We start from the raw sequence: 23,083 nt of genomic DNA, 5'->3' as shown, positions 1-23,083 counted from the left end.
TGATCTCCGTTGGCCCCTCCCTGCCCCCGGGAAGGGGCCAACGGTCCCGCATCGCGGGATCAGCCGATCCGAGCCTCGGCGTCCACACGTGCCAACGCGCCGGTCAGGATCGCCAGACCCTCGCGGGCCTCGTCCTCGGTGAGGGTCAGCGGCGGCCCCATCCGCAGCACGTTGCCGTAAAGTCCGCCCTTGCCGACCAGCAGCCCGCCGGCCCGGCACTCGTCGAACACGCGGACCGTCGCCGCGGGGTCGGGCTCGCGGGTGCCCGGGCGCACGATCTCGACGCCGATCATCAAGCCCTTGCCGCGCACCTCGCCCACCGTGGGCAGGTCGAGCTCACGCAGGCCGTCGAGCAGGATCGCCCCCGTACGGGCGGCGTTGGTCTGCAGATCGTGGTCGAGCAGGTAGTCGAGCACGGCGGTGCCGGCCGCCATCGACAGCGGGTTGCCACCGAACGTGGAGAAGCTGATCGCCGGCACCGCGTTCATCACGTCCGCGCGGCCGGCGACCCCGCCGAGCGCGAACCCGTTGCCGATGCCCTTGGCGAACGTGATCAGGTCGGGAACGACGCCGTGCGCCTGATAACCCCAGAAATGCTCGCCCGTACGCCCCCAGCCGGTCTGCACCTCGTCGGCGATCAGCAGGATCCCGTGCTCCCCCAGGACCTTCTGGTACGCCCCGAGCAGCCCGTCCGGGCCGGCCACGAACCCGCCGACACCCTGGATCGGCTCGGCGATCATGGCTGCCACATCGCCCGCGGTCACCGTGGCCAGCACCTCACGCAGGTCGTCCACGGCCGCGTCGAGGATGTCGCCGTCGGACAACCCGGCCATCCGCCCGCGCAGCCTGTCCCCCGAGGCCAGCCACGAGACGTTGAGCGGGCTGAGCGAACTCGACGACCAGCTGCGGTGCCCCGTGACGGCCATGGTGGCGAAGGTCCGGCCGTGGTAGCTGTTCTTGATCGCCAGGATCTGGTTGGACCGGCGCACGTTGGCCGCCATCAGCAGCGCCGTCTCGTTGGCCTCGCTGCCCGAATTGGTGAAGAACACCCGGGCGTCCGGGATCCCGGAGACGCGGGCGATCCGCTCGGCCAGCTCGACCTGCTGCCGGATCAGGTACAGCGTCGAGGTGTGCACGACCCCGGTCGCCAGCTGCTTGCGTACGGCCTCGTTGATCTCCGGGATGTCGTAGCCGATCATGTTGGTCAGCACGCCGCCGAAGAAGTCCAGGTAGGTGCGGCCGTCGGCGCCCCGCACCCGTCGCCCGGACCCCTCGACGATCTCGAGGGCGTCGTCGCCGTAGTAGACCGGCATCCAGCCCGGCATCACCGCCCGGTGGCGGGCCAGCAGGTCATCGCTCATGGTCGCTCCTGAAATGTTCATCGCCAGCCTCGGGGATGGGGACGGACTCGGGTGCCGCTTCCGGGGGTGTCGAGCAGGGCCGCGGAGGCCAGGATGTCGGCCAGGTCGGCGAAGCCGTCGGACACCAGCCCGACGGTCACCCGGACGTGATCGGTGTCGAGCGGGGCGACACAGAACGGCGCTCCCGGTGAGACGGCGATGCCGTGGGCGGCCAGCGTGACCATGGCGATCTGCTGGTCGTCGACGGTCATCCACAGGTTGATGCCGTCGTCGGCGGTCGCGGTCACGCCCCGGGCACGCAGCTCTTCCAGCAGGGTCGCGCGCCTGGTGGCGTACGCGGAACGGGCCTTGGCGATCTGCGCGACGGCAGCGGGATCCGTCAGCAGGTCGAGCAGCACGCCCTGCAGCAGCCGGCTGGACCAGCCGGGACCGAGCAGCCGCCTGTCCGCCACCGGGCCGATCACCCGGGCCGGGCCGCCGGCCGCCGCGAGCCGCAGGTCGGGGCCGTGGCTCTTGCTGAAGCTGGCCACGTGCACCGTCCGCTCCGGCAGGAAGGCGCCGAGGCTGACCGGCGCGGCGGACGCGATGTCGCCCGCGTGATCGTCCTCGACGACCAGCACGTCGGGGCAGCCGCCCAGCACGGTGGCGAGCTCGGAAGCACGGGTGGCGGCCATGCTGACCCCGGTCGGGTTGTGGGCGCGGGGCTGCAGGAAGACGGCGACCGCGGGATAGTCGGCGAGCACCCCGTGCAGCAGGTCCGGGCGCATCCCGTACGCGTCCATCGGCACCCCGACCACGGTGGCGCCGACCGCCTGCAGCAGGTCGAGCAGCGGCGGGAAGGCGGGGTTCTCCACCACCACGTGGTCGCCGAAACGCACCACTTCGCCGATCACGCGGTCGAGCGCGTCCAGGGCGCCGTCCACCACGGTGAGCCGCTCGGGCGGGAAGGGCCACCGCTCGCGCAGCAGCGATTCGAGCGCCGGCAGCACCGGCTCGTCCAGGTAACTCGAGGTCAGGCGCCCGTCCCCGATCCGCTTGAGCGCGTCGGTCAGATCCGGCAAAAGATCATGGTCGGGTACGCCGGTCGACAGGTCCCGGCTCCCCGCGGTGGCCGAGCCGCCGAGTTGTGAATAGCGCCAGCGCTGGCGGGGCAGCACCGGGGCCGCGACGAAGGTGCCCGAACGCCCCCGGGTCTGGATGGCGCCGGCCCGGGTGAGGCTGCGCCAGGCCTCGCTGACCGTGGTCGGGCTGACGCCGAGCTCGCGGGCGACGTCGCGGACCGTCGGCAGGCGGGTGCCCGCCGTCAGCTGCCCGGCGGTCACCAGGCGGCTCACGGCCGCGGCAATTCCCCGTGCGCTGCGATCCTCGACAGCACCCGTGATCAGCGCGAGCAAATTACCTCTCCGAAACATTTGGTTACGTTCAGGCAATTGTCCGCCCGAATGTGTGTCGTTAGTGTCCTACGGCATCCGAAGCCAACAAGCAAGAGCGCGATCGCCGCGAGCAAGCGGGGTCAACAGGGACTAGCGCAGCCGCTATAACGGGGAGTAGACACACGATCACAGGCGTGCCACCGCGCCGGAGCATCGAAGAGAGGGGCTTTGATGAGCGAGATCGTTCGTGCCGCCCTCGTCCAGACGACCTGGACGGGCGACAAGGAATCGATGATCAAAGCGCACGAGGATTACGCCCGTGAGGCCGCCTCCGCGGGGGCGAGGGTGATCTGCTTCCAGGAGCTGTTCTACGGGCCGTACTTCTGCCAGGTGCAGGACGCCGCCTACTACGAGTACGCCGAGTCGATCCCCGGCCCGACCACCGAGCGCTTCCAGGCCCTGGCGGCCGAGCTGGGTTTGGTGATGGTGCTGCCGATGTACGAGAAGGAGCAGGAGGGCGTCCTGTACAACACCGCCGCGGTGGTCGACGCCGACGGCTCCTACCTCGGCAAGTACCGTAAGCACCACATCCCGCAGGTGAAGGGCTTCTGGGAGAAGTTCTACTTCCGTCCCGGCAACCTCGGCTACCCCGTCTTCGACACCGCGGTCGGCAAGGTCGGCGTCTACATCTGTTACGACAGGCACTTCCCCGAGGGCTGGCGCGAGCTGGGCCTGGGCGGCGCCCAGATCGTCTTCAACCCGTCGGCCACCAGCCGCGGCCTCAGCAGCTATCTGTGGCAGCTCGAGCAGCCGGCCAGCGCGGTCGCCAACGAGTACTACATCGGCGCGATCAACCGGGTCGGCATCGAGCCGCTGGGCGACGACGACTTCTACGGCCAGAGCTACTTCGTCGACCCCGAGGGCAAGTTCGTCGGCGAGGTGGGCGACACCCACGAGCCCGAATTGATCGTACGGGACCTCGACCTGGGCCTGATCAAAACGGTTCGCGAACGCTGGCAGTTCTACCGCGACCGCCGGCCGGAGACCTACACCCGGACGGTGAACCTGTGAGCACACTGATCAAGAACGGGACGGTGATCGGCCCGACCGGCCCCTACGCCGCCGACGTGCTGATCGACGGCGAGACCATCGCGGCGATCTACGCGCCCGGCCGGGCACCGGACGGCCCCGAGGTCATCGACGCCACCGGCAAGTACGTGATTCCGGGCGGGGTCGACGCGCACACCCACATGCAGCTGCCCTTCGGCGGCACGGCGGCCAGCGACACGTTCGACACCGGCACCAAGGCGGCGGCGATCGGCGGGACCACCACGATCATCGACTTCGCGGTCCAGCGGTACGGCGAGGTGGTGCAGGACGGGCTCGCCGCGTGGCACGCCAAGGCCGGCGGCAACTGCCACATCGACTACGGGTTCCACATGATCCTGGGCGGGGTCGACGACGACGCGCTCAAGGCCATGGACCAGCTCGTCGGCTCCGAGGGCATCACCAGCTTCAAGCTGTTCATGGCGTACCCGGGCGTCTTCTACTCCGACGACGGGCAGATCCTGCGGGCGATGCAGAAGGCGCGCGACAACGGCGCCATGATCATGATGCACGCGGAGAACGGGCCGGCCATCGACGTGCTGGTCAAGCAGGCCCTCGAACGCGGCGAGACCGACCCGATCCACCACGGCCTGACCCGCCCGCAGGCACTGGAGGCCGAGGCCACGAGCCGGGCGATCTGGCTGGCCAGTGTGGCCGCCGACTGCCCGCTCTACATCGTGCACCTCAGCGCCTCCAAAGCCCTGGAACAGGTGAAGGCCGCCCGCGACCTGGGCCGCAACGTGTTCGCCGAGACCTGCCCGCAGTACCTCTACCTGACGCTGGAGGACCAGCTCGGCGCGCCCGGCTTCGAGGGCGCCAAGTGGGTCTGCTCCACTCCCCTGCGCAGCAAGCACGAGAGCCACCGGGCCGACCTGTGGCAGGGCCTGCGCACCAACGACCTGTCAGTGGTGTCGACCGACCACTGCCCGTTCTGCATGAAGGACCAGAAGGAGCTCGGGCTGGGCGACTTCTCGAAGATCCCGAACGGCATCGGCAGCGTCGAGCACCGCGTCGACCTGCTCTATCAGGGCGTGGTCGACGGCAAGCTGTCGCTGGCCCGCTGGGTCGAGACGATCGCGACCACGCCCGCGCGCATGTTCGGCATGTATCCCAAGAAGGGCATCATCGCGCCCGGCTCGGACGCCGACATCGTGCTCTACGACCCGCACGGGCGCACCCGGATCAGCGTCGAGACCCACCACATGAACATGGACCACTCGGCCTGGGAGGGCTGGGAGATCGACGGCAAGGTCGACACGGTCCTGTCCCGCGGCGAGGTCATCGCGTCCGGCGGCGAATACACCGGGCGGGCCGGCCGCGGCAAGTACGTTCCGCGCGGCCTGTCGGACTACCTGCTCTAGGGGGCGCGCATGGACATCGGTGTCGTTCTGCAGAACAACCCGCCCGCGTCCGAGGTGGTCGAGCTGGCCAAACAGGCCGAGGCGGCCGGGTTCAGCCACGTCTGGACGTTCGACTCGCACGTGCTCTGGCAGGAGCCGTTCGTCATCTACTCCAAGATCCTCGACGAGACCGAACGGGTGGTCGTCGGGCCGATGGTGACCAACCCCGGCACCCGGGACTGGACGGTCCTGGCCTCGATGTTCGCCACCCTCAACGAGATGTACGGCAACCGCACCATCTGCGGCATCGGCCGGGGCGACTCGGCGCTGCGGGTGCTCGGCGCGCAGCCGCAGACCCTGGCCCAGCTGCGCGAGTCCATCGGGGTGATCCGCGGGCTGGCCAACGGCGAGAAGGTCGAGCTGCGGGGCACCGAGCAGCAGCTCGTCTGGGCGCCCGGCAGCAAGCTCGAGGTATGGGTGGCGGCGTACGGGCCGAAGGCTCTGGCCCTGACCGGGGAGGTGGGCGACGGCTACATCCTGCAGCTGGCCGACCCCGACATCGCCGCCTGGATGATCGGCGCGGTGCGCCGCGCGGCCGAACAGGCGGGCCGCGATCCGATGGCCATCAAGTTCTGTGTGGCCGCACCCGCGTACGTGGGAAACGATCTCGCACATCAGCGGGAGCAGACGCGCTGGTTCGGGGGCATGGTCGGCAACCACGTGGCCGACATCGTCGCGCGGTACGGCAGCGGCGGCACGGTGCCGCAGGTGCTGACCGACTACATCAAGGGCCGGCAGGGCTACGACTACGCCGAGCACGGGCGGGCCGGCAACACGCACGCCACGTTCGTGCCGGACGAGGTCGTCGACCGGTTCTGCATCCTCGGGCCGGTCGAGAACCACCTCAAACGGCTCGAGGAGCTCAAGGCGCTCGGCGTCGACCAGTTCGCGGTCTATCTGCAGCACGACGCCAAAGAGCAGACCCTTTCCGCGTACGGGCAGCACATCGTCCCGGTTCTTTCATGAGGAAGGCCCTGTACGTCCTCGCCGGGCTCGCGGTCCTCGTCGTGCTCTGGGAGGGCTACAAGCTCGTCGGCAACCCGGAGGGCACGGTCGTGTTCGGCGTACGCGTCCTGCCACGCGCCGACGACCTGTCGATGCCGCACCTGTGGACGGTGGTGGAACGGCTGGGCCGCCCCGAGCTGACGGGCGGGCGGCCGGTCTGGATCGTGGTCGTCCAGGCCGCCCTGTTCACGCTGGGCATCACGGCCGCCGGGTTCGTGATCGGCGCATTCGTGGGACTGCTGCTGGCGATCGCGATGCAGCGCTTCCGGATCGCCGAGCGCGGGCTGCTGCCGTACGTGATCCTCAGCCAGACGGTGCCGCTGGTCGCGCTGGCGCCGCTGGTGGCCGGGTGGAACGTGCTCTGGCCGGAATGGATGACGGTCGCGCTGATCGCCGCCTACCTGGCGTTCTTCCCGGTCGCGGTGGGCATGCTGCGCGGCCTCCAGTCGCCCGCGACGGCCGGGGTCGAGCTGATGCGCAGCTACGCCGCCGGGTGGTGGCGCACGCTGGTCAAACTGCGCTTCCCCGCGTCGCTGCCCTACCTCTTCCCGGCGCTGCGGCTGGCCGGGGCGGCGGCGGTGGTCGGCGCGGTGGTCGGCGAGATCTCCACCGGCACCCGCGGCGGCATCGGCCGGCTCATCATCGAGTACTCCCGCGAGGCCACCTCCGACCCCGCCAAGGTCTACACCGCGATGCTCGGCGCCGCCCTGCTCGGCCTGGTCGTCGCCGGTCTCGTCAGCCTGCTGGAACTGCCGCTGATGCGGCACCGCCGCCACGTGGAGGTGGTCACGTTATGACGGCCGTGCGGGTCGAGGGCGTCACGAAAATCTTCAACCAGGGGCGTACGGATGAGGTCGTGGCCCTGTCCGACGTCGACCTGACCGTGGGACAGGGCGAGTTCGTGTCGCTGATCGGGCCGTCCGGCTGCGGCAAGAGCACGCTGCTGCGGCTGATCGCCGACCTGATCGCGCCCAGCGCCGGCACGGTCACGGTGGCGGGCAAGACGGCCGCGGCCGCGCGCAAGGAACAGGCGTACGGGATCGCCTTTCAGCAGGCCGGCCTGTTCGAGTGGCGGACCGTGCTCAAGAACGTGGAACTGCCGCTCGAACTGCGCGGGCTGTCACGGGCCGAACGCAAGGCCAAGGCGGAGGAAATGCTCGCGCTGGTCGGTCTGGAGGAGTTCGCCGGGCACTACCCGGCCCAGCTGTCCGGCGGCATGCAGCAGCGGGTGGCGATCGCCCGGGCCCTTGCCGTGCGGCCGCCGCTGCTGCTGATGGACGAGCCGTTCGGCGCGCTCGACGAGATGACCCGCGAGCGGCTGCAGTCCGAGCTGCTGGGCATCTGCGCCCGTACGGGCACCAGCACGGTCTTCGTCACCCACTCGATCTCGGAGGCGGTGTTCCTCTCGGACCGCGTCGTCGTGATGTCGGCGCGGCCGGGGCGGATCACGGCGTCGATCCCGATCTCGCTGGAGAGCCGGGACGAGGCGGGCCGGCAGTCCGACCGGTACTTCGAGTGCGTCACCACGGTGCGCCAGGCGCTGCGCGGCACGCCGGTCGCCGCGGCGCCCGTTCCCTCCCTTTCCGCGCAGGACGACCTCCCGGCGGAGACGCGATGAGGTGGGTCCGGAGCGTGCTGCCGCCGCTGGTCGTCGGGGCCGGGGCGATCGCGTTGTGGGAAGTCGTCGTCACGGCCGGGCGGATAGCGCCGTTCATCCTGCCCGCGCCCTCGGCGATCTGGCGCGAGTTCCTGCTGCAGCGCGACAACATCTGGGAGGCCGCGCTCGCCAGCGGCACGAACGCGCTGGTCGGCCTGATCGCGGGCACGCTCGCCGGCGTGCTGGCGGCGATGGCGTCGGCCCGGTTCCGCCCGCTGGCCGAGGTGTCACTGCCGTTCGCGGCCGTGCTCAACGCGCTGCCGATCATCGCGCTGGCCCCGATCCTCAACAACATGTTCGAGTCGACCAGCAGCATCCCCCGCCGCCTGGTCGCGGCCATCATCGTGTTCTTCCCGGTCTTCATCAACACCCTGCGCGGCCTGCGCGAGGTCGACCCGATCCATCAGGAACTGATGCACACGTACGCGGCCAGTGGCTGGACCTTCGCCCGCAAGGTGCGGCTGCCCGGCTCGCTCCCCCACGTCTTCACCGGCCTGCGGCAGGCATCGTCGCTGGCCGTGATCGCCGCGGTCGTCGCCGAGTACTTCGGCGGCCTCCAAACCGGCCTCGGCTCCCGAATCACCTCGGCCGCCGCGTTCACCGCCTACCCCCGGGCATGGGCCTTCGTGGTGGGCGCCTGCCTGCTCGGACTCCTCTTCTACCTCACCACCCTCCTGCTCGAACGCCTTGCCATGCCGTGGCGCACCCGCCTCATCACCTGACCCCTTCCGCTCTCGGCTCTCGCCGCTTGCCCGACACCTCTCGCCCGTCAGCCCTCACCGCTGCCCCTCGCCCCTGCCCCTCGCCCCTCGCCCCTCGGCCCTCGGCCCTCGCCGGTCACATTCACCACTCCCGCATCCTCTCCGCCCTCTTTGCATGATCAACTGAATTCGAGAGGACAACACATGCGACAAATCCGGATATTTGCTGCTGCGGCAGCGGCGGCCGCGCTGCTCGTGGCGGGCTGCGGCACCGCCGACCAGGACTCGGCCACCCCGGCGCCAGGGGGCAGCGGCGGCGCCCTCACCCCGGTCAAACTCCAGCTCCAGTGGTTCTTCCAGTCCCAGTTCGCCGGCTACATCGCCGCCGTCGACGAGGGGTACTACAAAGAGCAGGGCCTCGACGTGCAGCTGCTCGAGGGCGGCGTCGACATCGTCCCGCAGACCGTCCTGGCGCAGGGCAAGGCCGACTACGCCGTCGCCTGGGTGCCCAAGGCGCTCGCCTCCCGTGAGCAGGGCGCGGGCATCACCGACGTCGCGCAGATCTTCGGCCGTTCCGGCACCTACCAGGTGGCCTGGAAGGACAGCGGCATCACCAAGGCCGCCGACCTCAAGGGCAAGAAGGTGGGCAACTGGGGCTTCGGCAACGAGTACGAGCTGTTCGCCGGCATGACCAAGGCGGGCCTCGACCCCGGCAAGGACGTCACCCTCGTGCAGCAGCAGTTCGACATGCAGGCGCTGCTGAAGAAGGAGATCGACGCCGCCCAGGCGATGAGCTACAACGAGTACGCCCAGCTGCTCGAGGCCAAGAACCCGGCCACCGGCAAGCTCTACACCCCCGACGACTTCTCGATCATCGATTGGAAGACCGAGGGCTCCTCGATGCTGCAGGACGCGGTCTGGGCCAACACCGAGAAGCTCAACGACCCCGCGTACCAGCAGCAGACCGTCAAGTTCCTGACCGCCACGATCAAGGGCTGGGCGTTCTGCCGCGACAACGCCGAGAAGTGCCGCGACCTGGTGGTGGCCAAGGGCTCCAAGCTCGGCAAGAGCCACCAGCTGTGGCAGACCAACGAGACCAACAAGCTGATCTGGCCGGCCCCCGGCGGCATCGGCGTGATCGACGAGGCGGCCTGGAAGCAGACCGTGGACATCTCGATGACGACCAAGAACCAGACCGGCGACACCGTGCTGACCAAGGCCCCGGAGGGCCTGGCCTTCACCAACGACTACATCAACCAGGCGATCACGGCCGCCAAGGCCGCCGGAATCGACGTCAACGGCACGTCGTTCCAGCCGACCGAGGTCACCCTGAACGAGGGCGGCGCCTGAGACAAGGGGCCTGAGATCCGGCGGATGGCCCCCCCGGTCACAGGGGGACCATCCGCGCGGCCAGGGCGACCGCCATCAGGTCGCCGTCGCGCAGTTTGCCCGCCGCCCCGTACGCGCCCAGGCTCTCCAGCCGTTGCGCCGTCGCCTCCAGCAGTTGCTCGTCGCCGCGCAGGAGCTGCCGGGCCACGCGGGCCTGGGTCGGGGTCAGGTCGGCGTACGCGCACTGGTCGAGCGCCTGGATCGTCTCCTCGTCGAGGGTGCCCGCCACGGCCTTCTCGGTCACGATCGTGAGCAGCCAGTCCGGCCACCAGGCGTACTTGCCGACGGCCAGCCCCGACCGCACCGCGACCTCCGGGCTCTGACCGGCCCGCATCAGGCGCAGCGCCAGCCGGCTGTCGAACCGTTCCAGACGCAGCGCCTCCATGAACGCCTCCAGGATCGGCGCCGTGCCCACGAACCGCTCGGCCTCGGCGGCGCCCTCGGCGAAGCGGCCCCGCAGGACGTGGCACAGCGCGAACGTCTCGGCCAGGCCGGAGCTGCCGGCGGCCCGCTCGTCGAGGCGCTGGACGGTCGCCTCCAGGCGCTCGATCGCCCGGTTCGCCCGCTCGGCGAGCTCGCTGCTCGCCGGCTTGTTGAGGTGCCGCACGACGACCTCGGCGGCGATTTCGGCCTCGCGGCGCAGCAGCCGCGACGGGATCTTCATGATGATCTCGTCGCCGAGGTGCTCGGCAACCGAGGCCGCGTCGAACCGGTCGGACACGTCGAGGAACTTGCCCCACCAGGATGCCGAGTGCCCGGCTTGGGCGTTCACCACACCGGTGCTCATGTGCTGGTCCAGCCTTTCGTCAGTCGTTTCGTGCCGGCCCCCAGGGCAGTTCCTGCGGGGAGGCGGTTTCGATCGGAGCGTCCGAGTGCCGTGGCGGCGGACGGTCGGCCACCGTGTGCCAGGCGCCAGCCTTGCGGGCGGCGGGGCGGGTGACCATGTGCACGGGCAGCGGCGGCGCAGTGAACGGGCCCGCGCCCCAGCGGACCCAGATCGCCAGGCGACCGGCTGCGGCCTCGGCCAGCAGCTTGTCGACCGTGCGGGGCCGGTCGAGCCGGTCGACCTCGATCGCGATCGGCGGGCCGTCCGGCCGGGCACACGCAACGTCGAGCACTGAGTGCCCCCGAAGTGGCGGTGGTAACGGGAAGACGCTCGGGGCCCGGCGATAGACCCGCCAGCCCTGGCCCTCGGCCCAGGCCACGATGGCGTCGATGATCCGCGCGGTCGCCCGGTCGTTGCTCAGCTCGGCGAAGTGCACCGCCGCCAGCGCGCCGGCCAGGGAATGCGCCGTCCGGGTGCCGTCGTCCGCGGTTTCCATCGCCAAACCCTATGCCCTTCATCGGGCATCACCGCCGACCGCGACCAGCGCCTGGTTCGCGGCGAACAACTCGGTCATCCGCTCGGACGGCATCGGCCGGGCCATGTGGTATCCCTGGCCCAGGCTGTACCCGAGACGCAGCAGCAGGTCGGCTTGCTCCTGGCTCTCGATGCCCTCGGCCACGGTCACGAGGCCGAGCGCGCCGGCCAGCTGGACGACGGCGTGGGCCACCGCTTGGCGGGCGTCGGCGGCCGAGGTGCCGGGTTCGTCGAGCTCGATGCCCTCGACGAACGACCGGTCGAGCTTGATGATCGAGGCGGGGAACGACCGCAGCAGGCTCAGCGAGGACTCCCCCGTCCCGAAGTCGTCCAGGGCCAGCCGTACGCCCATCGCGTGCAACTGGTGCAGGGTGCGTGACACCTGCGTGCCGCGCAGCGACGTCGACTCGGTCAGCTCGAGCACCAGCCGGTCGGCGGGCAGGCTGGTCTCGGCCAGGATCGTGCGCACGTCGTCGATGAAGTCCGGGTCGTGCAGCTGCCGCACCGACACGTTGGGCCCGATCTTCTGCATCGATTCCGGACCGAACTCGGCCAGCCACCGGGCTGCCTGCCGGCAGGCCTCGCGCAGCACGAACCGGCCCATCGGCACGATCAGGCCGGTCGCCTCGGCTGCCGGGAGGAACTCGCCCGGCGTGACCAGCCCGCGGGTGGGGTGCTCCCAGCGGATGAGCGGCTCGACGCCGACGATGCGGCCCGAGCAGAGCTCGACGATGGGCTGGTAGTACAGGCGGAACTCGCCGTCGTCCAAGGCCTGGCGCAACTCGCCGCCGAGGCGGGCGTGGGCCAGCACGGGCTGTTCCATGCCGTCGTGGTAGCGCACCCGGTTCGCCTTGCCGCGCTGCTTGGCCGCGTACATCGCGATGTCGGCGTGGCGCAGCAGCTCGTCGAGCCCGACGCCGGGGGCGTGCCCGGCGATGCCGACGCTGCAGTGGGTGAGCAGGCGGTGCGGGCCGACGGGCTCGGACAGCGCGTCGATCAGGCGGTCGGCGACCGTCTCGCCGGTGACCTCGTCGCCGGTCAGCAGGACGGCGAACTCGTCGCCGCCGAGCCGGGCCACCAGACCGTCCGGCCGGGCCGCGGCGTTGAGCACCCCGGCCACGGCGATCAGCAGTTCGTCGCCGACGTCGTGGCCGAGCGAATCGTTCACGGTCTTGAAGTCGTCGAGGTCGACCAGCAGCACAGTGGCCTGGCCGGACGCGATCGCCTCGGCCAGCCGCTCGCGGAACAGGCCGCGGTTGGCCAGGCCGGTGAGGCCGTCGTGGGTGACCTCGTGGCGCAGGCGGTCCTCGGTGATGCGCTTGTCACGCATGAGCATGCGGTTCTCGCGGGTGGCCATCAGCTGACGCACCGCGATCAGGGCGGTGAGCACCACGACGGCGACGATGACGATCTGGTCGGGCCACGACATGTCGCCGCGGAGCACGCTCAGCATGGCCAGGTCGATGGCGAGCACCGAGAGGTAGGGCAGCCACACGTTGGCGCGACGCGGGCGGGAGCCGGCCGACTTCCACTGCATGTACACGGCGCCGGTGGAGAACACGAAGGCGGCGGGCATGACCACCGACTGGGCAAGCAGAGCGCCCTCGTCGCCGTAGAAGGCGAGCACTGACACGCCTGCGGCGACGCTTGCGGCCCCGGCGATCAGCCGCAGCGCCACCCGGTCGACCGGGCCGCCGTTGATGTAGGAGACCTTGACGATCCCGCCCAGGCCGAGCAGGAACGTCAGGCCGATCAGCACGAGCGCCTGGTCGCCGAAGCTGTGCTGGGTGGTGATCAACGGCGCCAGGCCGAAGCTCCACATCAGCGCGCCGCCGCCCACGAACGCGATGGCCCGGTCGATCAGCTGCTTGCGGCGGTCGGCCTGACCGGTGATGCCCAGCGGCACCCGGCCCACGGCCCACATGGCGAGGAGCAGACCCAACCCGGCCGGTACGAGGGTGCCCAGCGCGACGGAGGGCAGCACCGGGGAGATGCGGAACGCGTCGACGGCCAGCCAGGCGTATCCGGCGGAGAACAAGGCCAGCGCGATCAACAGCAGGCGCCAGAACCGGCGCGCCGCCGGATCGAGCCGGGCGCGGCGCAGCAGCGCGACGACCGACCAGACACCGGCCGCACCGCCGATCGGCATGAACAGGTACGCGACGGCGTCCGGCCCGATCCGGGTCAGGAACCACAGCGCGCCTGTCACCAGTACGGCGGTGACGGCCAGGACGTACCGCAGGGGTGCGTGCTGCTTGATGGCCACCCAGGATGAATCGGCAGCACCGCGCGGCGACGTAGGACAATTAACCGAGAGCCACGCCACGCTCACAGAGAGTCTCCGTTCGGGTGTTCGTACCCCGGCCGAGGGGACGCCTGGACCCGTCACCGAACCCTCAGACGGTCGTCCCCCGTATCGGTCTCATCGGCCGTCCGGCGAAGACCGCTGAGCGTTTCGCCCGTCGGGAGAGGTCGGCAGGCGGATGAGAACCGTCGTGCCGTGCGGCGGGTGGCCGCCGAGGCGGATGGTGCCGCCGTGCAGGTTGACGATGGTGCGGGCGAGGCTGAGGCCCAGCCCCTTGCCGACGATGCCCTGGTGACGGACGTTGCTGGCGCGGAAGAAGCGGTCGAAGACGCGGTCGCGTTCCTCGGCCGGGGTGCCGATGCCGTGGTCGGTCACGGTCAGCTCGGCCGTGCCGGCCCGCTCGACCAGCACCACGTCGACGTCGCCGCCGTACGGGCTGTACTTGATCGCATTGGCCAGCAGGTCGTCGACGACCTGGCGCAGCCGGTGCGCGTCGCCCCGCATCGGCAGCGGCACGTCCCGCTCGTACCGCAGGTGCACATCGTTGAGCTCGGCGAGCGGTCCGGCGGCGGCCAGCGCGTCCCGTACGACGGCGGCCAGGTCGACCGGCTCGGCACGCAGCGCGACGTGCCCCGAGTCGAGGCCGGCCAGGTCGAGCAACGTGTCGACCACCGCGCTCAGGCTGCTGGCGTTGCGGTGCACGGCATCGACCATGGCCCGGCTGTCCTCGTCGAGCCCGGACTTCTCGTCGCCGAGCATCGACGCGCTGGCCACGATCGAGGTGAGCGGCGTCCGCATCTCGTGGCTGACCAGCGCGATGAAGTCGTCCTTGGCCCGCGAGAGCTGCCGGGCCAGCGCCTCGGCCCGGCGCAGCGCGACGTACACGCCGATCCGGGCCGCGACCCCGTCGAGCAGCAGGGCGAGCAGGTCCTCATGCGGCTCGGGGGCGTCGCCGTAACAGGTGAGCACGCCGAGCACGGTGTCGGCGTCGCGCACCGGGACCGCCAGTACGGTCCGCAGGCCCCCACGCAGGCACGCCGCCGCGCGCTGACGTTCCAGCGGGGTGCGCAGCACCGACGAGTCGGCGATGTCGGGCACCCAGAGCGAGGTGCCGGTGGCCCAGACCCGGCCGGTGACGCCGACCCCCTTGACGGGGGCGAACGTCAGCACCTCCTCGAGGCCACGGCCCGGCGCGCACCAGCGGCCGCCGACGGTCAGGTCACCCGAGTCCTCGTCGGCCAGCCACAGCTCGGCCGCGGGCCAGCCCAGCGTGGTGGCGAGCGCGGCCAGCACGCCGGGCGCGGCCTCGGCCGGGGACTCGGCCACTCTCAGGGCCTCCTCGACGGCCCGGTGGCAGTCGCGGAACCGCTCGGCCCGGCGCAGGGCGGTGACCTCGCGGGCGACGGCGACGGCCCCGAGGTGGCGGCCGTCCTCGTCGACGATCGGCTGAGCGGTCGCGGCCAGGATCCGTTCCCGCCGTCCGGCCACGCGCATGAGCAGGTCGGTGTCGACCCGCTCGCCCCGCGCGGCTCGCTGGATCGGCGAGTCGCGCCACGGCACGGCCCGGCCCTCGGCGTCGAACAGGGCGCCGGACGCCCGCATGGAATACAGCCGGGGTGCGCTGTCGGAGGGCAGGCCGATCAGTTCGCGGACGGGCCGGTTGACCACGACCACGTCGCCGTCGGCGTCGCAGGCGATGACCCCCACCGGCAGGCTGTCGACCAGGCAGGACAGGTACGAGGAGTTCACGCCGGGGCGGGCCAGCGCGGTGAGCTCCATCAGGATGCGCGCGTCGTCGTCGCTCCAGCGGCGCTCGGTGGCGTCGAGGACGGCGAGCGCACCCACCGGCCGCCCGGCCGCGTCGCGCACAGGCACGGACAGGAACGCGCAGGGCGTCTCGCAGTGCACGGACCGGCCGGCCGAGACCGTCCAACGGGCGACGTCGGCATCGGGCGGCCCATGACCGCCGGCCAGCAGAACGGCTTCCCGCTCGACCAGGGTGAGCTGGGCCCGGGGCGTCTGCAGCAGACGGGCGGCCAGGGCGGCCAAGGCATCGGGAGCGAGCGGCAACGCCGCGAGCGCGTGCTTGGCCGTGCGGACCGCCCCCAGTCGGTCCGGGTCGGCCAGGACAGCGTCGTCGATGACCATGGGTTGCCCATCCCCCGCGCGACCCGCCCGCGGCCGCGGGCTTGGGCTATTTATACCCTAGGTCCGCATTTAGATGCCGCGTGACAATCATGCCGACACCGGCCACCGCGCCGGGCAGGCGCTGTCCGCACCCTGATGCCCGTGCGGGCCCAGCTCGGTCAGCTCGTTGACGACCTCGCGGAGCTTGTCGTTCGGGCAGGGTTTGAGCAGCACCACGCAGACGCCGGCCGAGGTCGGCTCGCCGTCGCCCGGATGCAGGTGCCCGCTGAGCATGACGATCGGCATGTCCCCCAGCTCGGCGTGTTCCCGGATGGCCCGGGTCAGCTCGAGGCCGTCCATCCGCGGCATTCCCAGATCGGTCAGCAGCACGTCGGGCCGGTTGGCCACCGCCAGCTCGAAAGCCCGCTGCCCGTCCGGCGCGTGCAGGACCGTGTATCCGGCCCGTTTGAGGAGCCGGGTGAGGATCAGGGCGATGTCTTCGTCGTCCTCGGCGATCAGAACTACCGGCATCTTCGCTCCGCTGGTCGGGGGCACCTCCCCTCAGCATGCGCGCAAACCTGTCCGGGATGTGCCGATTTCGCGTTATGGCTTACGAGCAACACCCACCAGGAACGCCGCTTCGGCCTCGTTGCCCACACACTGCCGGCCGGGCGCCGAACACCACTCGCCGAACGTGCACAGGCCCGGTTCGAGCAGCGGCCAGTCGCCGAAGAGCACGGCCGTCTCGGCGGCGTCGCGGGGCGCCTGCGGAGCCGTGGTGTTGTTGTGGATCCGGCGCACCTGTTCGACCGCCGGCGAGATCCTTTTGCGGCAGGCATGGGTGAGCGCGAGCAGGCTGCCCCGCGGCACGGCGTCACGATAGATCGCGAGCGCCTCGATCAGGCGGTCGGTGTCGGGGATGAAATGGGCGACGGACACCAGCAGCAGACAGACCGGACGATCAAGATCCAGCAGATGCCGTACGGGCGGGGAGCTCAGCACCTCGCGAGCGTCGAGCAGGTCGGCGTAGAGGACGTCGGCCGCCGGATCGGTGGCGAGCTGAAGACGCCCGTGCACGAAGGCGACCGGCTCGAGGTCCACGCCGATCACCCGGCTGCCGGACCGCAACTCGCGGACGAGGTTGTAGGCGTCGCCGGACGACGAGATGCCGCACCCCAGGTCGAGGTACTGGTCGATGCCCGCCTCGTCGGCGCGGCGCACCGCCTCGCGCAGGAACTGACGGTTGAGCCGGAGGATCTCGGGAAGCTCGGGCATCACCGATAGCGCGGCCGCGGCGGCCTGCCGGTCGACGGCGAAGTTGTGGCGGTCGCCGAGCAGGAAGTTGTAGATGCGGGACATGCTCGGACGCTGAGGATCGACCTCCGGCAGGCTCGCGGCCTGCTCCCCCAGCACGTTCACGGGGTCAGCCTAGGCAAATCGGTCCAACCGGCCCCCCGAAATCGCTAACGTGATCCTGATATGGGCGAAACGTACGGGTCGACGCGGCAGGCCGAGCCGGCACAGCTGCTGGACGCGGTCGTGCGCTCGGCCCACGACGCGATCTGGACAGTCGGCCCCGACTTCTCGGTGCTCTCGTGGAACCCGGCGAGCGAACAGCTGCTCGGGTGGCCGGCCGGCGAGATCGTCGGGCGCAGCGCCGACCTGCTCGTGCCGCCCGACCGGCGCGGCGACCAGCGCGAGATGCTGACGCTGCTGGCCGCGGGCGCCCGGATCGAGCGTTTCCGGTCCCAGCGGCGCCACCGCGACGGCCGGTGGATCCTGGTCACGCTGGCGATGTCGCCGCTGATCGACGACGACCGGTTCCTCGGCTTCACCGTGATCGCCCGTGCCGTCGGCCACCGCGAACGCCTCGAGTCCAGCCTGCAGGCGCTGCTCGAGGCGGCACCGGACGCGTTCGTCGGGATCGGCGACGACGGCCGGATCGTGCTGGCCAACACCCAGGCCGAGCAGCTGTTCGGACTGACCCGGGAGGGGCTGCTCAACCGCCCGATCGACGAGCTGCTCACCCCCTCGCTGCCGGACACGCCCCTGCCCCTGCCCGGCCCCGAGGCGGCACCGACCCTGGCCCACCGGATGGACGGCGCCACGGTCCCGGTCGAGGTGTCGACCAGCCTGCTGCCGACCGACGAGGGCCGGTTGCGCTGCGCGGTGATCAGGGACATCACCGAGCGCGTCCGGGCCCAGGAGGGTCTGCGGCAGTTGCAGGCCGAGGCCGAGCGGGCCCGCGTGGAGGCACAGCTGCAGCGCACCCAGCGGCTGGAGGGCCTGGGCCAGCTGGCCGGCGGGGTGGCGCACGACTTCAACAACCTGATCGCGGTGATCTCCAACTACGCGACGTTCATCGCCGAGTCGGCCACGGAAGCCGGGCTCGACGAGATCGCGGGAGACGCGGCTCAGATCTCCCGGGCCGCCCAGCGCGGCGCCGACCTCACCCACCAGCTGCTCGCCTTCGCCCGGCGCGAGGTCGTGCGCCCGCGGCCACTCGACATCAACGACGTCGTCAACGACATCGAGCAGATGCTGCGCCGCTCGATCGGCGAGCACATCACTCTCACCGTACGGCTGTCGCCCGAACTGCCCGCCGTGACCGCCGATCCCGGACAGATCGATCAGGTGCTGGTCAACCTGGCGGTCAACGCGCGGGACGCCATGCCACGCGGGGGCGAACTGACCATCGAGACCGAGGAGCTGCAGGTCGACCGCGATTACGCCGCGGGCCGGCCGCACCTCGGCCCCGGCCGCTACGTCCGCCTGCGGGTCAGCGACACCGGCACCGGCATGCCGGCCGAGGTGATCGAGCGGGCGTTCGAGCCCTTCTACACGACCAAACCGGCCGGGCAGGGCACCGGACTGGGTCTCGCCACGGTGTACGGAATCGTGACCGCGGCCGGGGGCGACCTCAACGTCTACTCCGAGCCGGGCATCGGCACGACGTTCACCATCCTGCTCCCGACCACCGACGCCGAGCCGGCTGCCCTCACCCGCGACGGGCAGGAGAGCGAAGCCGTCGATGGCCGCAAGGCCACCATTCTGGCAGTCGAGGACGAGCCTGCCCTGCGGGGCGTGCTCAACCGCATCCTGCTCGGCGCCGGCCACGAGGTGCTGATCGCCGAGGACGGCCAGGCCGCGCTCGCCTTGGCCGAGGCGCACGACGGCACGATCGACCTGCTGCTCACCGACGTCGTCATGCCGCACATGCTCGGTCGTGACCTGGCCGAGCGCTTCGCCGCGGTGCGGCCCGCGAGCAAGGTGCTGTTCATGTCCGGTTACGCCCGCCCGGTGCTCGCCTCGCAGGGCACGCTCGCGCCCGGCGTCACCCTCGTCGAGAAGCCGTTCAGCAAGGCCCAGCTGCTCACCGCCATCCAACAGGTCCTCGAGGCCTGAGGCCGCTCAGTTCCAGCGGTGCTCGCTCGCGGTCACGAAGTCGTCGAGCATGCGGGCCAGCCCGTTCATCGAGGTCTCGGGCAGCACCTCGGCAGCCGCGCGCCGGAACGCCGCGTCGCCCAGGGCCGCCCGCAGCCGGCTCAGCTCGGCCAGCTCGATCGGCACGCCCGGCGAGCCCAGTGCCAGCTCGGTGGCGAAGGCTCTGCAGTGCAGCGCGACGGCAGCCGGCAGCCGCCCGGTCAGCGTGCAGACCAGGCCCAGCCGGTGCAGGCCGGACGCCATCCCGGCCCGGTTGCCGAGCTGGGCGTCGACGGCGAGGGCGTGCCGGAGCTGTCGCTCGAGTTCGGCCGGGTCGGCGCCGGCGCCTTCGCCGGCCGGGAGTCCGAGGCGCTGCCAGCCGGCCAGCCCGGCCCGTTGCCCGAGCCGTTCGTCGATGGCCAGCGCCCGGCGGTGATGCCCGGAGGCCTCGTCGGCGTCGCCCAGGCGGTGAGCCATGTCACCCGCCCGATACGCCTGATAACGCACCTCAAGCAGATCCTGCACCAACACGTCCTCGACGGTGGTGGTCAGCGCCTCGGCCAGCGAGCCGCCCCGCCCGATCCACTCGGCCGGGTCGCCGACGCCGTTGTCGGCCAGCACGCTCTCGAGGCGCTCGGCGACCTCGGTGAAGTCGCCCGGCCCGTGACACAGCAGCGTGTCCAGGTATTCCAGCGCGCGGGGGTGACCGCCGCAGACCGCCCAGGCCCGGACCCGCGAGCCGGGTTCCAGGGCCGCCAGAGCGGGCAGCCGGGCCATCAGCTGGCAGGCTTCGTCGCTGGTGAGCGGCCCGAGCCGGAGCTCGGCGAGGCGACGGTGGCCGCCGCCGGGCAGGGCGATCGGATAGCGGCTGGTGATGACCAGGCGGCGCGGCCGGGGCTCACGAACCCAGGCGGTCAGGAAACCGGCCAGCGCGGCGTCGACCGGCTCGGCCCGCCCGCTCCCGCCGGCCCGGGGCACCGTCGCGAGGTCGTCGATGACCAGGGTCACCGCTTCCGTGATCACGCGGGGCTCGCCGAGGGCGATCACCACGTCGTCGACGGTGGCCGCGCCCGGCACTCGGACGGTGAGGCCACCCGGGGCCTGTTCGTCGAGGCGGCGCAGCAGCTCGGCGACCAGGCGGCTCTTGCCCGCGCCGGACGCCCCGTGCACCACGAACCCGGGACGGCAGGCGCTGCCGAGCAGCTCACGCAGCTCGGCCAGGCGTCCCACGAACTCGGTCACGACGGCCTCCCGTCGGAGCGCGGCCCGGGCGAACCGCGCACTCAACCGACGGTAAGACCCCGATGCACGTGAGTCCATAACCCAGCGTGCAACTTTTCCACGGAATCAGCGCTCGGCGTGCTCCTCGTCCTCGGATTCCACGGAGTCTTCCTCGCTGTGGCGCTGCGCGGGAACGGCGTCCTCGGCCTCGCCGGCGCCGTGGCGAGGAGCCGGCTTGTCGCCGCCGTCCTCCTCGACGTCGCCCTGCACCTGCGGCTGGTCGACCCAGAGGGCGCGCAGCTGGCCCTGCATGAAGTTGGTCAGGCGGGCGCGGTACTCCCGGTCGAACTGCTCGAGCGCCTCGATCTGCTGCTGCAGCGCTTCCCGCTTGGCCCCGAGGCTGCCCACGACGTCGTCGTAGCGCTGCCGGGCCTGCAGGTTGAGGTGGTCGGCGTTGGCCTGGGCGTCGTCGGCGATGGTCTCGGCCTGCGCGCGGGCGTCGTTGACGATCTTCTCGGCGGTGCGGCGTGCTTCCTCGGTGCGGGCGTGCGAGTCGCGCGCGATCTGCTCTGCGGCGGCGCGGGCGTCGGCCAGGGTCTTCTCGGCCTCGCGGCGCACGTTGTGGGCGTGCACCTGCGCGTCCCGGGCGACCTGCTCGGCGGCGGCCAGCGCGTCCGTCCGGATCTTGTCGGCCTGGTGGTGGGCCCGCGCGACGTGTTCCTCGGCCGTGCGCTGGGCCAAGGTCAGAACCTGCAACGCCTGGTTCTGGCCGGGCTGACCGGGCTGAGCTGGTGCGGCCCCGGCCTGCTGACCGCCGTTCTGCGGCTGGGCCTGCTGGCCGGGCTGCGGCGCGACGAGGGCGTGTTCCGAGGTCTGGCTGTCCGCTGACGTCCCATTGAGCAGCACTTTGACACGATCCTTCATACGGTTGTCGGACACTTGATAGACCTCCGTTGTTGCGAGCCCGCGGATACGCCCACTCGCACGGGGTGGCGTGATCCGCGGGATGCTATCAAGCTCAACAGCGGATTAGCGAGGGGCTGCGGTGCGTCACCACAACGCCGCATCGACGACCACTACGCTGAGCGGATGGCCGACGAGGACGTCGCCCGCGTCGTACGGGAGATGTTGTCCGTCATCCCGGCGGGCTGTTCCTGGCTCGTGCCCGTGACCGGCGACGACGGGACAGTGCGCGACTTCCGCGTCGCGGCAGCCAGCGGCCGGGGCAACGACATCTACCACCGCGGCACGAGCCGGATCGGCCGTCTTCTCAGCGAGCTCTATCCGGTCATCGTGGGCGGCGAGCTCTGGCAGCTCTATCTCGACGTCCTGCGCACCGGTGAGCCGGCCGAGCTGAACGATTTCCGGTACGCCGAGAACCAGGCCCGCGTCGTCGCGCTTTCACTCTTCGACGTGACCGTCCACCGGGTGCTCGACGGGCTGCTGGTCTGGTGGCAGCGGCTCGACGAGGACCGCCGCCGCATGCAGCAGACCGAGCTGCTCGGCAGCCTCGGCTGGTCGGAGTACGACCTGATCACCGGCGAGACGTCGTGGTCGGCGGGCGTGTACCGGCTCTTCGACCGCGACCCGGCCCTGGGCCCGCTGTCGCGCACCCAGCTGGCGGCGAGGATGCTCGAGGACGACCGCGGCCTGGCCGAGGCCGCCTGGCAGACCCTGGACAGCGGCGCGCCCTCCGACGTGACGGTCCGGTTCCACGTCGGCCCGGCCGTCAAGCACCTGCGCATCCTCTCCGACCTGGTCACCGACGCCACCGGCCGGCCACTGAAGATCAACGGCGTGGTGCAGGACGTGACGGCCAGGGAGGACTCCCGTACGGCCATCGACCGTCTGCGTGACCAGTTGCGCCGGCGCGAGATGACCGCCCTGGCCGAGCACCGCCTGGCCGCCCAGCTCCAGCACATGATCCAGCCCGTTCCGCGCGAGCCGCTGCCCCTGCCCGGCCTGAGCGTGCTGGTCAACTACCTGCCGGCGGGCAGCTCGATCCAGGTCGGCGGCGACTGGTATCACGCCGAGCGGCTCGACGACGGCAGGGTGGTGCTGGCCGTGGGCGACGTGGCCGGGCACGGGCTGGGGGCGGCCAGCGGCATGGCCCATCTGCGGTTCGCGCTGATCGCCTGGCTGTCGATCGGCATCCACGACCCGGCGGCCCTGCTCGGCCACCTCAACCAGCTGAGCGCCCGGCTGCGCCTGACCGGCTCGGCGGTGCTGTGTGTCTTCGACCCGGGGTCACGCACGCTGTCCTGGGGCCGGGCCGGTCACGCGGCGCCGCTGCTGGCCCGCGAGGGAAAGGCCGAGCCGCTGCCGCTGCCGCACGGCATGCTGCTGGGCGCCGACCCGGAAGCCACGTACGAGACGCTGTGCCCGCGGCTGTCCCCCGGCGACCTGCTGCTGCTGTTCACCGACGGCCTCGTCGAGCGCCGGGGCGGCCCGTCGTTGCGGCCGCGCGTCCTCGACCTGCTGGCCGCCGCGTCGGCGACGCCCGAGGCGCACCCCGCCCTGCTCGCCGGCCTCACCACCCCGAGCCCCGACGACGACACCTGCACCCTGCTGGTCACGGTCGGCTGACCAGACCCGGATCAGGCAGCGGCCCGCTGACCAGCCCGGTCAGGTCACGGCCGGATGAACGAACCCGC

At 71.4% G+C, this 23,083-nt stretch carries 19 protein-coding genes; 9 read left to right on the top strand and 10 right to left on the bottom strand.

Annotated features, from left to right (window positions below; translation table 11 throughout):
• Positions 1-59: 59 nt before the first annotated feature.
• Both C8E87_RS30530 and C8E87_RS30525 read right to left on the bottom strand, forming a co-directional pair.
• Positions 60-1,361, bottom strand: coding sequence for an aspartate aminotransferase family protein (locus C8E87_RS30530; protein ID WP_133876276.1), 1,302 nt, complete (start codon positions 1,359-1,361; stop codon positions 60-62).
• A 17-nt stretch (positions 1,362-1,378) separates the two neighbouring features.
• Entirely contained in the window at positions 1,379-2,773 is a 1,395-nt protein-coding gene (locus tag C8E87_RS30525; protein WP_239080307.1) for an aminotransferase-like domain-containing protein, read from the bottom strand.
• 192 nt (positions 2,774-2,965) lie between these two features.
• Between C8E87_RS30525 and C8E87_RS30520 the strand changes: the two genes are divergently transcribed.
• The 7 genes from C8E87_RS30520 (at position 2,966) to C8E87_RS30490 (ending at position 9,954) form a co-directional block, all read left to right on the top strand.
• Positions 2,966-3,805 carry a nitrilase-related carbon-nitrogen hydrolase gene (locus C8E87_RS30520; protein WP_133876275.1) on the top strand — a complete coding sequence of 280 codons (840 nt, stop codon included), beginning with the start codon at positions 2,966-2,968 and terminating at the stop codon, positions 3,803-3,805.
• Positions 3,802-5,202 carry a dihydropyrimidinase gene (hydA, locus tag C8E87_RS30515; protein ID WP_133876274.1) on the top strand — a complete coding sequence of 467 codons (1,401 nt, stop codon included), beginning with the start codon at positions 3,802-3,804 and terminating at the stop codon, positions 5,200-5,202. The genes C8E87_RS30520 and hydA overlap by 4 nt, the downstream gene beginning before the upstream one ends.
• 9 nt (positions 5,203-5,211) lie before the next feature.
• Positions 5,212-6,207 (top strand): TIGR03842 family LLM class F420-dependent oxidoreductase, encoded by a 996-nt coding sequence (locus tag C8E87_RS30510; protein WP_133876273.1) that lies wholly within the window; start codon positions 5,212-5,214, stop codon positions 6,205-6,207.
• On the top strand, positions 6,204-7,043 hold the full coding sequence (locus tag C8E87_RS30505) for an ABC transporter permease (RefSeq protein ID WP_133876272.1): 840 nt from the start codon (positions 6,204-6,206) through the stop codon (positions 7,041-7,043). Before C8E87_RS30510 ends, C8E87_RS30505 begins: the two co-directional genes overlap by 4 nt.
• Entirely contained in the window at positions 7,040-7,864 is an 825-nt protein-coding gene (locus tag C8E87_RS30500) for an ABC transporter ATP-binding protein (protein ID WP_133876271.1), read from the top strand. Before C8E87_RS30505 ends, C8E87_RS30500 begins: the two co-directional genes overlap by 4 nt.
• Complete coding sequence (locus C8E87_RS30495) at positions 7,861-8,625, top strand: ABC transporter permease (RefSeq protein WP_133876270.1); 765 nt, start codon at positions 7,861-7,863, stop codon at positions 8,623-8,625. Before C8E87_RS30500 ends, C8E87_RS30495 begins: the two co-directional genes overlap by 4 nt.
• Before the next feature lie 183 nt (positions 8,626-8,808).
• Positions 8,809-9,954 carry an ABC transporter substrate-binding protein gene (locus C8E87_RS30490; RefSeq protein ID WP_133876269.1) on the top strand — a complete coding sequence of 382 codons (1,146 nt, stop codon included), beginning with the start codon at positions 8,809-8,811 and terminating at the stop codon, positions 9,952-9,954.
• A 37-nt stretch (positions 9,955-9,991) separates the two neighbouring features.
• On the opposite strand, the gene C8E87_RS30485 is transcribed toward C8E87_RS30490, so the two are convergent.
• From C8E87_RS30485 to C8E87_RS30460, 6 genes are all read right to left on the bottom strand, one after another.
• On the bottom strand, positions 9,992-10,780 hold the full coding sequence (locus C8E87_RS30485; RefSeq protein WP_133876268.1) for a hypothetical protein: 789 nt from the start codon (positions 10,778-10,780) through the stop codon (positions 9,992-9,994).
• Positions 10,781-10,799: 19 nt separating this feature from the next.
• Positions 10,800-11,315: a hypothetical protein gene (locus C8E87_RS30480; RefSeq protein WP_133876267.1), complete on the bottom strand. Its 516-nt coding sequence runs from the start codon at positions 11,313-11,315 to the stop codon at positions 10,800-10,802.
• A gap of 18 nt (positions 11,316-11,333) precedes the next feature.
• Positions 11,334-13,619: a putative bifunctional diguanylate cyclase/phosphodiesterase gene (locus C8E87_RS30475; protein WP_133876266.1), complete on the bottom strand. Its 2,286-nt coding sequence runs from the start codon at positions 13,617-13,619 to the stop codon at positions 11,334-11,336.
• 156 nt (positions 13,620-13,775) lie between these two features.
• Positions 13,776-15,806 (bottom strand): PAS domain-containing sensor histidine kinase, encoded by a 2,031-nt coding sequence (locus C8E87_RS30470; RefSeq protein WP_133876265.1) that lies wholly within the window; start codon positions 15,804-15,806, stop codon positions 13,776-13,778.
• Positions 15,807-15,893: 87 nt separating this feature from the next.
• Positions 15,894-16,316 (bottom strand): response regulator, encoded by a 423-nt coding sequence (locus C8E87_RS30465; RefSeq protein WP_133876264.1) that lies wholly within the window; start codon positions 16,314-16,316, stop codon positions 15,894-15,896.
• A gap of 72 nt (positions 16,317-16,388) precedes the next feature.
• On the bottom strand, positions 16,389-17,204 hold the full coding sequence (locus C8E87_RS30460) for an SAM-dependent methyltransferase (protein ID WP_133876263.1): 816 nt from the start codon (positions 17,202-17,204) through the stop codon (positions 16,389-16,391).
• A gap of 60 nt (positions 17,205-17,264) precedes the next feature.
• On the opposite strand from C8E87_RS30460, the gene C8E87_RS30455 reads away from it, so the two are divergent.
• Entirely contained in the window at positions 17,265-19,190 is a 1,926-nt protein-coding gene (locus C8E87_RS30455; protein WP_133876262.1) for a PAS domain-containing hybrid sensor histidine kinase/response regulator, read from the top strand.
• Positions 19,191-19,196: 6 nt separating this feature from the next.
• Here the strand turns inward: C8E87_RS30455 and C8E87_RS30450 are convergent, their stop codons facing one another.
• Together C8E87_RS30450 and C8E87_RS30445 are read right to left on the bottom strand one after the other, a co-directional pair.
• A complete protein-coding gene (locus tag C8E87_RS30450) occupies positions 19,197-20,450 on the bottom strand; it encodes an AAA family ATPase (RefSeq protein ID WP_133876261.1) in 1,254 nt (417 codons plus the stop codon).
• A 105-nt stretch (positions 20,451-20,555) separates the two neighbouring features.
• The gene (locus tag C8E87_RS30445; protein WP_239080306.1) at positions 20,556-21,368 is read right to left on the bottom strand and encodes a hypothetical protein; all 813 of its coding nucleotides are present in this window, start codon (positions 21,366-21,368) and stop codon (positions 20,556-20,558) included.
• Between the two features lie 150 nt (positions 21,369-21,518).
• Here C8E87_RS30445 and C8E87_RS30440 point away from each other — a divergent pair, with 150 nt between their 5' ends.
• Positions 21,519-23,015, top strand: coding sequence for a PP2C family protein-serine/threonine phosphatase (locus C8E87_RS30440; protein ID WP_133876260.1), 1,497 nt, complete (start codon positions 21,519-21,521; stop codon positions 23,013-23,015).
• The last annotated feature ends 68 nt before the right edge of the window (positions 23,016-23,083 follow it).

Source organism: Paractinoplanes brasiliensis (genome assembly GCF_004362215.1).
Classification (GTDB): Bacteria; Actinomycetota; Actinomycetes; order Mycobacteriales; family Micromonosporaceae; genus Actinoplanes; species Actinoplanes brasiliensis.
This window is presented reverse-complemented; position numbering and strand designations above follow the sequence as displayed.